The organism is Rhodobacter capsulatus, from assembly GCF_005144475.1.
In the GTDB taxonomy this organism is placed as follows: Bacteria; Pseudomonadota; Alphaproteobacteria; order Rhodobacterales; family Rhodobacteraceae; genus Rhodobacter; species Rhodobacter capsulatus_C.
The window spans coordinates 1-12,587 of the sequence record NZ_SWJZ01000006.1 but is presented as its reverse complement, the minus strand read 5'-3'; the positions used below and the strand labels follow the sequence as shown (position 1 = coordinate 12,587).

Genomic DNA, 12,587 nt, shown 5'->3' with positions numbered 1-12,587 from the left:
TGACCCCGCCCGTCACGCCATTGGAGAGAAAGATGAAAACTGCTCTGATGCTGGCGGGTTGCGTGCTTGCCGCAACCCCTGTTCTGGCCGGGGACAAACCCGTCCTCACCGTCTATGCGCCCGAATACTTTACCAGTGAATGGGGCCCCGGCCCCGCCATCGAAAAGGGCTTCGAGGCGGACTGCGGCTGCGATCTGCGCTTCGTCGCGGGCGATGTGCTGCCGCGGCTTTTGCTCGAAGGCGACAAGACCGAGGCCGATGTGGCGATCGGGCTCAACACCGACGTCACCGCCCGCGCCCGCGCGACCGGGCTTTTCGCGCCCCATCATCAGGATCTGTCGCGCCTGACCCTGCCGATTGCTTGGACGGATGACACGTTCCTGCCCTTCGACTGGTCCGAGGTCGCCTTTGTCTATGACAAGACGAAACTGGCCACCCCGCCGAAATCCTTTGCCGAATTGCTCGACGCCCCCGAAGGCGCCTTCAAGATCGCCATCGAGGATCCGCGGTCGTCAACCGCCGGCCTCGCGCTGCTTTTGTGGGTCAAGCACATCTACGGCGACAAGGCCGGCGCGGCCTGGGCGAAGCTGTCGCCCAAGGTGCTGACCGTGACGCAGGACTGGTCCGAGGCTTACGGGCTCTTCACCGAGGGCGAGGCCGACATGGTCTTGTCCTTCACCACCTCGCCCGCCTATCACCGCATCGCCGAAAACGACGACACCAAGGCGGCGGCGATCTTCCCCGAGGGGCATTATTTCTACACCGAACTGGTGGCGCAGCTGAAGACCTCGGACCAGCCGGAACTGGCGCAGAAATTCCTGCAGTATGTCCTCTCGGACGGGTTTCAGGGCATGATCGCCACGGCGAACTGGTCCTATCCGGTGATCGTGAAACCCGGCTTCCTGCCCGAGGGCTTTGCCACCCTGCCCCGCCCCGCGACGACCTTCTTTTACACCGAGGCCGAGGCCGAGGCCCTGCGCGGCCCGGCGCTGGAAGAATGGCGCGCGAATTTCGGCAAATGATCCCGGCGGCATCGGCGGCGGCGCTGGTCGCCGCGCTGGTGCTCGCCCCCCTCGGCGCGGTGATGCTCCGCGCCGGGGGGCTGTCGCATCTGGGCGCCTCGGATCTGGAGGCTTTGCGCTTCACGCTCTGGCAGGCGTCGCTCTCGGCGCTCTTCTCCTGCCTGCTCGCCATCCCCCTGGCCCGGGCGCTGCACCGGCGCCGCTTCCCCGGCCGCAGCCTGTTCATCGCGGCGCTTGGCGCCCCGTTCCTGTTGCCGACGCTCGTCGCGGTGATGGGGCTCTTGGCCATTTTCGGCCGTCGCGGGCTGCTCAATGGCGCCTTGGAGGCGCTCGGCCTGCCCGGGGTCTCGATCTACGGGCCCTGGGGCGTGGTGCTGGGCCATCTGTTCCTGAACCTGCCGCTGGCGACGCGGATGGTGCTGCAGGGCTGGCAGGCGATCCCGGCCGAGCGGGTGCGGCTGGCGCTTTCCCTCGGCCTTGGCCCGGCCGAAATCGCCCGGCATCTGGAGGCGCGGATGCTGCGCACCGTCCTGCCCGGGGCGTTTCTGGCGATTTTCCTTGTCTGCCTGTCGTCCTTTGCCGTCGCGCTGACGCTGGGCGGCGGTCCCCGCGCCTCGACGATCGAGGTGGCGATCTATCAGGCCTTCCGGTTTGACGCCGATCTGGGCCGCGCCGCGGCGCTCTCGCTTGTGCAGGTGGCGCTGGCGCTGGTGGCCCTTGCCATCGCGTCGCGGCTGACGCTGCCGCCCGGGTTCGGCGCCGGGCTGGACCGGGCGCAGCCGCTGCAACTGGCGCCGAGGCTGCCGCATCGGCTGATCGATGCGCTGATCCTGACCGCGGCGGCGGGGTTTTTGCTGTCGCCCCTGGCCGCCATCGCGCTGCGCGGCCTGCCTGCGCTGGGGTCGCTGCCCGGACAGGTCTGGCAGGCGGCCTTCACCTCGGTCTGGCTCGCCATCGGCGCCGCGGCGCTGACGATGGCGCTGGCGCTGCCGCTGGCTTTGGCGGCCCCGCGCCGGATCTGGGCCGAGCCGGCCGCGATGCTGCCGATGGCGGCCTCGTCGCTGGTCCTTGGCACCGGGCTGTTCCTGATCGCCCAGCCCTTCGTCGCGCCGACGGCGCTCGCCCTGCCGGTGACGCTTTTGACCAATGCCGCGCTGAGCCTGCCCTTTGCCCTGCGCCTGCTGTTGCCCGAGGTCCGCGCGCTGCAGGCCGATTACGACCGGCTGGCGGACAGCCTGAACCTGCGCGGCCTGGCCCGGCTGCGGTTTCTCACCCTGCCGCGGCTGGCCCGCCCGACGGGCTTTGCCGCGGGCATTGCGGCGGCCTTTTCGATGGGCGATCTGGGGGCCATCGCGCTGTTTTCCGATGGGCGCAGCCAGACCCTGCCGCTCGCCGTCTATCAGCTGATGGGCAGCTACCGGATGGATCAGGCCGCGGGCGCGGCTTGCCTTTTGATGGCGCTGACCTTTGTTCTTTATGCCGCCTGTGACCGGATCGGAGCCCATGCTGACCCTCGATAAGATCCTGATCGAACAGGAGGATTTCCGTCTGAGCGCCGATTTCACCATCCCCGAAGCCGCGCGGATGGCGCTTTTGGGCCCCTCGGGCGCGGGGAAATCGACGCTGCTGTCGACGCTGGCGGGGTTTCTGGCACCGAGCCGCGGGCGGATCCTGTGGCGCGGCAATGACATCACCGATCTGGCGCCGGGGGAACGGCCGCTCTCGATCCTGTTTCAGGACCAGAACCTGTTTCCGCATCTGAGCGTGGCGCAGAACCTTGGCCTTGGCCTGTCGCCGAAACTGCGGCTCTCCCGCGCCGATCACGCGCGGATCGCGGCGGCGCTCGACCGGGTCGGGCTTTCGGGGCTGGGGGATCGGCGGCCCGCGACGCTCTCGGGCGGGCAGCAAAGCCGGGTGGCGCTGGCGCGCTGTCTGCTGCGGGCAAGACCGCTTCTGCTTCTGGACGAGCCCTTTGCCGCGCTGGGTCCGGCGCTCAAATCCGACATGCTGGCGCTGGTGGCCGAGATCGCCGCCGACCAGCGCGCCACCGTGCTGATGGTCAGCCACGATCCCGCCGATGCGATCGCGCTTTGCCCGCAAACCGTGCTGGTGGCCGAGGGCGTCGCGCATCCGCCCGCCGCCACCGCCGGGCTTCTGGCCGATCCGCCGCCCGCCCTTGCCGCCTATCTGGGCAAATGATCGAAAAAGCCGCCCAATCACTGCAACTTGGGTTCTCATCCGTCCTTCCGGCCTGTATAGAAAGGGCGATTTCGCGGCCTTGCCGCATCTGCCGAATGGACGATCATGATCACCAAATATGCCCTTCTTGCCCTTGCCGCGCTGAGCCTGACCGCCTGTGGTCCGACGCCGCAAGAGGAAACCGCCGCCGAGCCCGTGCCGGTGCCGCATCTGACGCAGCCGGTGTTCCAGACCGGCGTGCTGGAAAACCGCTCGCCCGACACCTGCCACGCGGCGCAATATGCCTCGGCGCTGGGGCAGCCCGCGACGATCATCCCGACGCTCGGCATCGCCGATCCGGTCAACGTGATCGAATGGCGGGGCATCGAGCCGCAGGAATACAATTCGCACCGCGTGGTGTTCCGCCTCGATCCCAAGGGCAACATCTTCAACATCGACTGCGGTTGAGCCGATGCGGGCCGCGCCCCTTGCCCGGCTCGCCGCCGGGCTGTCGCTCGTCGGTCTGACCTCGGGCTGTTTTCTGGTCGTGCCGGTGCCGCTCGGCACCGCCGTCCCCCCGTCCGCAACCGCCCCGTCCGTGCCCGACAGCTGCGGCGCCGCCGCGCTGAAGGGCTTGATCGGGCAGCCGAAATCCGCGCTGGACGGGCGCGATCTGGCCGCCGCGACCCGGATCATCCATCCCGGCCAGCCGGTGACGATGGATTACAGCGCCGAGCGGCTGAACATCCTGATCGATCGCAAGGGGCGGATTTCCAGCCTGACCTGTGGCTGAGACCGGGCGGCAAAAACGGCGCAGCACCGGAAAAAGCAAAGGGGGCCGCGGCCCCCTTTTTCATTGCAGCTTGAAGCGGCCGTGGCAGTCCTTGCAGGCCGCCTGCACCGGGGCCAGCGTCCCGGCCAGCGCCCCCGCCTCCGAGCCGTCCAGCGCCGCCGCGGTCTTCACCAGCTTGGCGGTCTTTTGCCGGAATTCGGACGGCGCAGCCCAGATCTCGGGCAGCGCCTGCGAGGCCGGATCATCGGCCTTCGCGCGGAAGGCCGGGGCCAGCCCCTCTGCCCCCGCCTGCAGCGCCGTGATCGCCGCCGCGACCTTGTCCACCGCAAAGGGCTGCGCCCCAGAAGCGGCGTCGGACAAGAGTTTCATCTGCGCCTTGTAGCCCTGCATCAGCTCGACCCGGGCCCTGACCTCCGGGTTGCTGACGCCGTCGGCGGCATAGACGATGCCCCCGACAAGAGCCAAGGCGACGGTCAGGCCAAGATGAATGGCCACATACAGTCGTCGTTTCAATTGCATGAAGTTCTCCCTCTTCATGCCTCCACATGAGAGCGGGAGGGGGCACATGGCAAGCGCCCCGACGATCACGAAAATGAAAGCCCCGCCCGGGTGGGGGCGGGGCTCTCGGTGCGGAAAGCCGCCCCGGCGAACGAACTGGGTGGGGGCTGTTGACCGCCCGCCGGGGCTTTCAGCGTTTTCCGCCGGGGCCCAGACTGCGGACCAATCGCGGCGCAATCGCGCTGGCCAAAGGGTATTTTGCGGGTCTTTTCGCGGCAGGATCCGGGCAGGGTGAATGACGTGAAACCCCTGTTAAACAAGGGCGGATTGATTTTCTGCCGCAAGACTGTCACGCTTTCGCCATGACGATCGAGCCGCCCATGCCCTTCCCCGGACCCGCCGCCGCGCCCGCCCAGGTCACCTTCGACCGGCGGGAACTTGGCGCCATCCTGACGGTCTACGGACGCATGGTGGCGATGGCCGAGGCGCGCGATTACGCGCTCAGTTTCGGGCGCGAGGCGGCGGTCTTTGCGATCTTACGCCGCACCATGGAAAGCCCGCTCTACCGCCTTGAAAAGCGGCCGGCGCTGCGCAACCGGCAGGGGATCTATGCGCTGATCGGCGCCGAGGGGCAGGTTTTGAAACGCGGACACGAGCTGGCGCCGCTGTTGCGGGTGATCGAGCGCAAGCTGATCCGCGCGGTGGAGTGAGCGGCGAATCACCCGTCGCTCTCACCCCGGACGCTTGCGCCCGAAATAGCGCCCGCCCTCGGTGGCGGCGATGCGGGCCAGACAGGCCCCGATCGGCTCGCGGCTGACCTGCATCGCATGGCCGTTGGCGTGCAAAAGCGTGCTGTCCTCCAGCGCGATCGCCACATGCCCGGCCCAGAAGAACAGATCGCCGCGTTCGGTCGGCGCGTTGTCGGGCAGAAAATCGCCAAAGGCGGCGCGCTGCTGGTCGCTGTCGGCGGGACAGGCGCGGCCCGCCAGCGTGAAGGCCAGCTGCACAAGGCCCGAGCAATCGATGCCCGCGGCGGAATTGCCGCCCCACAGATAGGGCGTGCCGATCAGCCGTTCCGCCACCGCGACCGGATCGGGCTCGGGCTCGGTCAGCGGGCGCAGGTGGCTGGCGGGGATGAAGCCGTCGGGGGTGCGGGCGAGCGCCCCGACGACCTCCAGCACCGCGACGCGGGCGCCAAGGCTGAGCGCGCCGATCTCGCCGCGCTTGATCGAGGCCTCGCGGTAGAGATGCGTGCCGCGGCTGGCGACGACATGGGTGGCGGGCACGGGGGCGGCCAGCGCGGTTTCGGGAACCCAGCCGCAGGCACCATCCAACGCCGCCTGCGCAAAGGCGAAGCCGTCGCGCCGGTCGATCACCGTGACCGCGGCGCCGTGCAGCCATTGCCGCTCGCGCGGGCCACCGGGATCAAGCGCCAGATCGGCCAGCATCGCGCCGATCCGCGCCGGTTCGCCCGCACTGAAGGCGGGCGCGTCGATCTGACCGCGCAAGGACGCGTGCGCGACCCGGCCCGAAAACGGCACCAGACGGCGGTCGGTCACAGCCCCAGCACCTCGGAGAGCGCGCCCAGAACGGCGCGGCCGCCCTGCCCCAGCCCGCCCTTGGTCCGGCCCGGCGCGGCGGTGGGTTGCCAGGCGTAAAGGTCGAAATGCACGAAACGCTCGGTCTCGGTGACGAAGCGGCGCAGGAAGAGCGCCGCGGTGATCGAGCCCGCCATGCTGCCCGGGGGACAGTTGTCGAGATCGGCGATGCCCGGCTCGATCTGCCCCTCATAGGGCGCCCAGAACGGCATTCGCCAAAGCGGATCGCCATTGCGCGCGCCCGAGGCCGTCAGCGCCGCCGCCAGATCGTCGTCATCGGTGTAAAAGGGCGGCAGATCGGCGCCCAGGGCCACCCGCGCCGCGCCGGTCAGCGTCGCCATGCACAGGATCAGATCGGGCGCCTCCTCGTCGGCGGCGGCAAGCGCATCGGCCAGGATCAGACGCCCCTCGGCGTCGGTGTCGTTGACCTCGACCGTCAGCCCCTTGCGCGAGGTGTAGATGTCGCCCGGCCGCATCGCATTGCCCGCCACCGCATTTTCCACCGCCGGAATGAGCAGCCGCAGCTTGACCGGCAGGTTCAGCGCCATGATCATATGCGCGAGCGCGAGCTGGTTCGCCGCCCCGCCCATGTCCTTTTTCATCAGGGCCATATAGGCCCCGGTCTTCAGGTTCAGCCCGCCGGTGTCGAAACAGACGCCCTTGCCGACCAGCGCCAGATCGGGGCCCGTCTCGCCCCAGCGCAGCTCGATCAGCCGCGGCGCCCGGACGCTGGCGCGGCCGACGGCATGAATGAGCGGATAGCCCTGCGCCAGAAGATCCTCGCCGGTGATCACCGCGACCTTTGCGCCATGCCGCGCGGCAAGGTCGCGGACGGCGGCTTCCAGCTCGTCGGGGCCCAGATCATTGGCGGGGGTGTTGACCAGATCGCGGGCCAAAGCCTCGGCCTCGGCCATGATTTCAAGCCGCCCCGCATCCAGGCCCGCAGGCGCCACCAGCCGCGCCTCGGGGACCGATTGCGTGCCGTAACGGTCGTAGCGATAGGCTTCCAGAAGCCAGCCCAAAGCCTCGGATTTTTGGGTCTCGGAGGGCAGCGGGCTGGCCAGAGCCCAGGCCCCGGCGGGCAGTTTTGCCGCCGCCGCCGCCAGCTGGAACCGCGCCCGCGCCCGTTTGCGCGCATCGCCATAGCCGAACAGCGCCGCCACGATGGCGCCGGTTTCGTCGGGCAGCAGGCACAGGCTGCCCAGCGCCCCGGTGAAGCCCTGCGCCGCGGCAAAGGCCCGTTGCGCCGGTGTCAGCGCCGCGGGCAGATCAGCCCCCGCCGCCACCAGATGAAGCGGACGCGCCGCGGCATCGGCGGGCGCGAAGCGCATCTCGGGACGGAAACGGAAAAGATCGGACATGCTCGGGCCTCCTGCGACTGTCGCGCCAGCCTAGCGCGGCGATCGGCACCCGCAAGCCCCGTTCGCCGCCCGAAGCCGCCCGACGGCGTCAGAGTTGCATGTCCTGATAATCCCAGACCGCCGTCAGCGAGCGTTCGGCCAGCCGCACCAGCCGCGCCAGAACCGAGGCCTGCGCCACCGCATCGCCGCGTGTGACACAATCGCGCAGATCCTGCGCCACCCGCGCCAGAAGCACCATGCCGACCTGCCGCGCCAGCCGGGCAATCTCGGCCGAGCCATGGTCGAGCACCTCAAGGCGCCGCTCCTGCGCGGCCAGCTGCACCGCCACCAGATGCACCGCCAGATCCTCCATCGCGGCGGCAATCAGCCGTTCTGCCGCGAATTGCCCCAACTCGGCATACAGAACCACAAGCCTGTCAGGATCAAGCCGCACCGGCTCGTCCATCCGCAATTTCTCGATCGCGCTCACCCCAGCCTCCGTCTTCGTCCTGGTATTCCCAGCCCCCACGGCCTGCCTCACCATGGCTTGCAAGTTTCAAGAAAAGGTTGAGGCGCGGCGAAAAAGCCCTCGCATTCAAGCGGGTTGACGCCTATCAGGTTTGGGACTTGCGACGGGGATGACAATGAAAGAGCACGTGCGGCCCTTGCCCTCCTACCTGACCAACCGCTACCACGGCTGGCGCGCCACCACCTATACGGAAAACCGCCCCTGGTATCGCCGTCTGGCCGATGCCGGTCAGCATCCGCGGGCGATGGTGATTTCCTGCTGCGACAGTCGCGTGCATGTCACCTCGATCTTCGGCGCGGACGAGGGCGAATTCTTCATCCATCGCAACATCGCCAATCTGGTGCCGCCCTACAACCCGGACGGCGATCACCACGGCACCTCGGCGGCGATCGAATATGCGGTGCGCAATCTGAAGGTGGCGCATGTGATCGTGCTCGGCCATTCGCAATGCGGCGGCGTCGCGGGCTGTCATGCGATGTGTTCGGGCCATGCGCCGGAACTGGATGACAAGACCTCGTTCGTCGGCACCTGGCTGAACCTGCTGCGCCCGGGCTTCGAGCGGGTCAAGAACGCGGCCGAGGCCGAGCGGATCACCGCGCTGGAACGGGAATCGGTGGTGATCAGCCTGGAAAACCTGCTCACCTTCCCCTTCGTGCGCGCCGCGGTCGAGGCGGGCGACATGAGCCTGCACGGGCTTTGGAACGACATCGGCGAGGGGATGCTCTGGCAGTTCAACCCGGAGAGCAAAATTTTCGAGCCGATCTGAATCAACCTTAATTCGATTTACCTTGTATTAAGGTCGATGCGCGAGTCTTGGGACATGACACAGCACCGACTCGTCACCCTTCGCCTTCCGACGGACCTGATCGCCAAGATCGAGGCCGCCGCCCGCCTGCAGGAGGAAACGCCTGCAGAGCTGATCCGACGCTCGCTTTGCGACGCGCTGCGCGAGGCCCCGAGCGTCGTGCAAAAAAACGAGATGGCGGTTATCACCGCCGCCTTCGACAAGGCGCAGGGCTGGCTTGATCTGCAAGCCAAGCTGCGCAAGGCCGGCTTCGTGCTGCGGCTCGAGGACGAACGGCTGGGACTGCACGAATGGCCTTCGGACCGGTTCGTGCTCTGGATAGAAGAGATCGGCCATTCGCTGACCGATCTGATGCTGCAATACCGCGCCCCCTTCCCCGGCGCGCTGACCCGACGGGCGGGGCTTGCCCCGCGCGAGGTCGGTGTGACCGGCAGGGGACGACACTCGGGGCGGGCCGCCTGAAGGCGACCCCGCTGCACCGCCAGAATGGCGGCGTGATCCGGCCCCCCGCATGCGGGGCCAGCCCTGACCGGCGGCAGAACGCCCCCGGTCAGGGTTTTTCTTTGCCGGTCTGGCCCGATGATCGGCGGGCGGCGTCCTTTCGCCCGCGGGCGATCTGTCGGAACACCAGCCCCACCGCCGCGGCCCAAAGCCCGGCGATCAGCGCCACCTCCAGATTCGAGGGCGCCCTGTCGGTCCAGCGCAACACGGCATAGACCCCGGTGCCGATCAGCAGCCCCTTCAGGATCTCCATCCGAAGTTCTCCCCGCGCCCGGGGTTCACTGCAACACCTGATCGGCGGGCCAGCGCATCTTCGTTTCGAGACGGATCGCCTGCGTCGCCCCCGCGGCCAGATCGAATTCCCAGGCCAGAACGCCGCGCATGTCGTCGTAATCGACCGTGGTCGCGGGCGGCGTCGCGGCATGGGTGATCTGCAGATCCTCCTGCTCGGCATAGGGCACGCGGTCGATCACCCGCAGCGCCCAGGGCTTGCCGGTCAGGTTCTCGACGGTGATTTCGGCGGTCTCGGTCCGTTCGTTCGATTTCGTGATCAGGCCGCGGTCGCCCTCGTTCGCCTGCGGAATCACCCGCTTCAGCCGCAGCCCGTCGATCGCGCCAAAGCCCAGCCGCAGGGTGTCGCCCGCCGCGATCAGCGGCAGATCGGCCGCCCCCACCACCGCGCCATCGAGCCAGAGCACCGCCGGGCCGGGCAGGATCGGCTCTGCCCCCGCCGTCTGCCCCTCGACGACCCGATAGGCGGTCTCGTCGAACATCGGCACCGCCTCGGCCAGCAGCTTGACCGGCGTCTCGATCCGATCCAGCTTCAGGCGCAGATTTTCCACCCCGTCGCGGATATCGACCGCGGCCGGATAGGTGTAAGTCACGGTTTCGCCTTGCAGTTCCATCGCCATCCGGCCCGCCGCCGGGGCCGCCTCCATCACCGGGGCGGCCGCATAGCTGTCCATCGCCGCCTTCGGCGCGGCCATCTCCGGCATCGGCGGCGCGGGCGGGCCGATCCGGCGCAGATCCGACCACATCTCGGACGGGTCGGTGCGCTCCGAAGGCCGGGCGGTGGACAGAACCAGCGCCACGCCGCGCCAATCCTCGCCCGAGGCCTGATGCACCGAGACGAAACGATCCAGCGCGAGGCTGCCCGCGGCACTGTCCAGCCGCGCGTCGTAGCTGGGCGCCCAGCCCGCCTCGGCCACAAAGGTCGTCACCGTGACCCTGCCCGCGCCCGACACCGTCAGCAGCAGGGCATCGCTGTCCTTCGCCGGGTTTTGCAGCGCATCGAGCGCCTGTTTCGCCCGCGCCACCGCCTCTTTCGCCGGTTTCAGCGCCGCTTCCGCCGCGCGCACCTCGGCCCGGGCCGCGATCCGGGCCTGTTCGGCCGCCAGAACCCCCGCGGAGACCGTCCGCGCCAGCGCCGTCACCTTTTCGGGCGGCGTGTTCGACGTGTCGAGCGCGGTGAAGAAATCGACCTCGGCTTCGGCGGCGGTGATCTTCGCGCGCAGCGCGGCCAGCTTGTCCTGCTGCGCGGCCAGATCGGCGCGCGCGGTCTCGAGCGCGGTGCGGGCCGCGCGGACCTCGGCCGAGGGCGCGCGGTCTGTGGCGGGTTCACGATCCGCCATCAGCGTCACGGCGCCGATCTCCACCCCCTCGCCCGTCACGCGCAGGCTGGCGGGATCGGTGCCGTCGGGCAGATCGGGCACCAGCACCTCGGTCACGCCCGCGGGCACGGTGACGGCGCGCGTCACCTGCGCCCCTTCGGGGAAAAGCGTGACCGTCGAAAGGGTTGCCGGAATTTCGGCAGGCGCGGCGAAAAGCGCCGCAGGGGCACAGGCAAGGCAAAGGCTGGCGAAAAGCGGCAGACGGGGCATGGGTTCCTCCCGGGAAAAGATGCCCTCAGCGTCCCTTGGGTCGCGCGCAAAAGCAAGAGGGCGCCCCGGGGGGACGCCCTCACGTTTCAGGCAATCGCCCGTGATCAGCCTTTTTTCAGGCAGCGTTGGCCCAGCACTTCGGCGATCTGCACCGCATTGAGCGCCGCGCCCTTGCGCAGGTTGTCCGAGACGCACCAGAGGTTCAGCCCGTTCTCGATCGTGCTGTCTTGCCGGATGCGCGAGATGTAGGTGGCATATTCGCCGACGCATTCGATGGGCGTGATGTAGCCACCGGCTTCGCGCTTGTCGACGACGAGCACGCCCGGCGCCTCGCGCAGGATCTCGGTCGCCTCTTCCCAGTCGAGGAAGTCTTCGAATTCGATGTTGATCGATTCCGAATGGCCGACGAAGACCGGCACGCGCACGCAGGTGGCGGTCACCTTGATCTTCGGATCCAGGATCTTCTTGGTCTCGGCGACCATCTTCCATTCTTCCTTGGTATCACCGGAATCAAGGAAAACGTCGATATGCGGGATCACGTTGAAGGCGATCTGCTTCGGATAGACCTTGGGCGCCACTTCCTGACCGGGGACATACATGCCCTTGGTCTGGTTCCACAGCTCGTCCATCGCTTCCTTGCCGGTGCCCGACACGGATTGATAGGTCGAGACCACGACGCGCTTGATCTTGGCGCGGTCATGCAGCGGCTTCAGCGCCACCACCATCTGCGCGGTCGAGCAGTTCGGGTTCGCGATGATCATCTTGTTGGTGTAGCGCACGACGTCGTGGGCGTTCACCTCCGGCACGATCAGCGGGATCTCCGGGTCGTAACGGTAGAGCGAGGAGTTGTCGATCACCACGCAGCCCTGCGACGCGGCTTTCGGCGCATAGACTTTCGTCGCGTCCGAGCCGATCGCGAACAGCGCGATGTCCCAGCCGGTGAAGTCGAACGTGTCCAGATCCTGGGTCTTCAGAGTTCGGTCGCCAAAGCTGACTTCGGTGCCCAGCGACTTGCGCGACGCCAGCGCCGCGATTTCGTCCACCGGAAACTCGCGCTCGGCGAGAATGTTCAGCATTTCCTTGCCAACGTTGCCCGTGGCACCGACGACGACGACCTTGTAGCCCATCCGGACCTCCTTCTCGAAAGAACGACCCCGGCTAGCGGAAACGCGGGGAATTGGAAAGGGGTTCGGGAAAGTTTCGGGAAAGTGGTGCGCAAAGGTCGCCCGTCGGGCGGATCAGGAAACGCGACCCGCGTTTCCCCGCCCGTCGGTGCAGCGTCGGCCCCGGGGCCGATCTGCCCCAGGCACGACAGAGGCCGGCGCCTGCCCCGGGCGGCGCGAAAGCGCCCGCCATGGGGCGGGGCGGGCGCTGGCCGGGGGCCTTTGGGCCCCCGTCTGACAAGGAGAACCGTCTCGCAGGGCGAAGGCGATAGCCTTCGCC

General features: G+C 68.3%; 15 protein-coding genes. 8 read left to right on the top strand and 7 right to left on the bottom strand.

All coding sequences use genetic code 11. The features are described from left to right. The first annotated feature begins 32 nt into the window (after nucleotides 1-32). The 5 genes from FBT96_RS00730 to FBT96_RS00710 all read left to right on the top strand — a co-directional run bounded on the left by FBT96_RS00730 (nucleotide 33) and on the right by FBT96_RS00710 (nucleotide 3,993). Nucleotides 33-1,022 carry a thiamine ABC transporter substrate-binding protein gene (locus FBT96_RS00730; protein WP_136904490.1) on the top strand — a complete coding sequence of 330 codons (990 nt, stop codon included), beginning with the start codon at nucleotides 33-35 and terminating at the stop codon, nucleotides 1,020-1,022. Next, nucleotides 1,019-2,542 (top strand): thiamine/thiamine pyrophosphate ABC transporter permease ThiP, encoded by a 1,524-nt coding sequence (locus FBT96_RS00725; RefSeq protein WP_249306189.1) that lies wholly within the window; start codon nucleotides 1,019-1,021, stop codon nucleotides 2,540-2,542. Before FBT96_RS00730 ends, FBT96_RS00725 begins: the two co-directional genes overlap by 4 nt. Continuing rightward, nucleotides 2,526-3,221: a thiamine ABC transporter ATP-binding protein gene (locus FBT96_RS00720; protein WP_136904488.1), complete on the top strand. Its 696-nt coding sequence runs from the start codon at nucleotides 2,526-2,528 to the stop codon at nucleotides 3,219-3,221. Before FBT96_RS00725 ends, FBT96_RS00720 begins: the two co-directional genes overlap by 17 nt. A gap of 105 nt (nucleotides 3,222-3,326) precedes the next feature. Further along, entirely contained in the window at nucleotides 3,327-3,668 is a 342-nt protein-coding gene (locus tag FBT96_RS00715) for a hypothetical protein (RefSeq protein WP_136904487.1), read from the top strand. A 4-nt stretch (nucleotides 3,669-3,672) separates the two neighbouring features. Beyond that, on the top strand, nucleotides 3,673-3,993 hold the full coding sequence (locus tag FBT96_RS00710; protein WP_136904486.1) for an I78 family peptidase inhibitor: 321 nt from the start codon (nucleotides 3,673-3,675) through the stop codon (nucleotides 3,991-3,993). A 60-nt stretch (nucleotides 3,994-4,053) separates the two neighbouring features. Here the strand turns inward: FBT96_RS00710 and FBT96_RS00705 are convergent, their stop codons facing one another. Next, the gene (locus tag FBT96_RS00705; protein WP_169583102.1) at nucleotides 4,054-4,488 is read right to left on the bottom strand and encodes a cytochrome c; all 435 of its coding nucleotides are present in this window, start codon (nucleotides 4,486-4,488) and stop codon (nucleotides 4,054-4,056) included. A gap of 365 nt (nucleotides 4,489-4,853) precedes the next feature. Here FBT96_RS00705 and FBT96_RS00700 point away from each other — a divergent pair, with 365 nt between their 5' ends. Further along, nucleotides 4,854-5,201, top strand: a complete 348-nt coding sequence (locus FBT96_RS00700) for a DUF2794 domain-containing protein (protein ID WP_136904484.1) — start codon at nucleotides 4,854-4,856, stop codon at nucleotides 5,199-5,201. Nucleotides 5,202-5,222: 21 nt separating this feature from the next. Here the strand turns inward: FBT96_RS00700 and FBT96_RS00695 are convergent, their stop codons facing one another. From FBT96_RS00695 to FBT96_RS20505, 3 genes are all read right to left on the bottom strand, one after another. Next, nucleotides 5,223-6,050, bottom strand: coding sequence for a C40 family peptidase (locus FBT96_RS00695; protein ID WP_136904483.1), 828 nt, complete (start codon nucleotides 6,048-6,050; stop codon nucleotides 5,223-5,225). Next, on the bottom strand, nucleotides 6,047-7,450 hold the full coding sequence (locus FBT96_RS00690) for a leucyl aminopeptidase family protein (protein WP_136904482.1): 1,404 nt from the start codon (nucleotides 7,448-7,450) through the stop codon (nucleotides 6,047-6,049). The genes FBT96_RS00695 and FBT96_RS00690 overlap by 4 nt, the downstream gene beginning before the upstream one ends. A gap of 88 nt (nucleotides 7,451-7,538) precedes the next feature. Then, nucleotides 7,539-7,919 carry a hypothetical protein gene (locus FBT96_RS20505; RefSeq protein ID WP_065118335.1) on the bottom strand — a complete coding sequence of 127 codons (381 nt, stop codon included), beginning with the start codon at nucleotides 7,917-7,919 and terminating at the stop codon, nucleotides 7,539-7,541. A 154-nt stretch (nucleotides 7,920-8,073) separates the two neighbouring features. Between FBT96_RS20505 and FBT96_RS00680 the strand changes: the two genes are divergently transcribed. Both FBT96_RS00680 and FBT96_RS00675 read left to right on the top strand, forming a co-directional pair. Then, nucleotides 8,074-8,724 carry a carbonic anhydrase gene (locus FBT96_RS00680; RefSeq protein ID WP_136904481.1) on the top strand — a complete coding sequence of 217 codons (651 nt, stop codon included), beginning with the start codon at nucleotides 8,074-8,076 and terminating at the stop codon, nucleotides 8,722-8,724. Between the two features lie 54 nt (nucleotides 8,725-8,778). Continuing rightward, nucleotides 8,779-9,225: a hypothetical protein gene (locus tag FBT96_RS00675; protein ID WP_074554730.1), complete on the top strand. Its 447-nt coding sequence runs from the start codon at nucleotides 8,779-8,781 to the stop codon at nucleotides 9,223-9,225. A gap of 88 nt (nucleotides 9,226-9,313) precedes the next feature. Here the strand turns inward: FBT96_RS00675 and FBT96_RS00670 are convergent, their stop codons facing one another. From FBT96_RS00670 to FBT96_RS00660, 3 genes are all read right to left on the bottom strand, one after another. Next, nucleotides 9,314-9,517 carry a hypothetical protein gene (locus tag FBT96_RS00670; protein WP_136904480.1) on the bottom strand — a complete coding sequence of 68 codons (204 nt, stop codon included), beginning with the start codon at nucleotides 9,515-9,517 and terminating at the stop codon, nucleotides 9,314-9,316. A gap of 25 nt (nucleotides 9,518-9,542) precedes the next feature. Continuing rightward, complete coding sequence (locus FBT96_RS00665) at nucleotides 9,543-11,144, bottom strand: DUF4139 domain-containing protein (protein ID WP_136904479.1); 1,602 nt, start codon at nucleotides 11,142-11,144, stop codon at nucleotides 9,543-9,545. Nucleotides 11,145-11,248: 104 nt separating this feature from the next. After that, complete coding sequence (locus tag FBT96_RS00660; protein ID WP_136904478.1) at nucleotides 11,249-12,271, bottom strand: aspartate-semialdehyde dehydrogenase; 1,023 nt, start codon at nucleotides 12,269-12,271, stop codon at nucleotides 11,249-11,251. Nucleotides 12,272-12,587 lie beyond the last annotated feature (316 nt).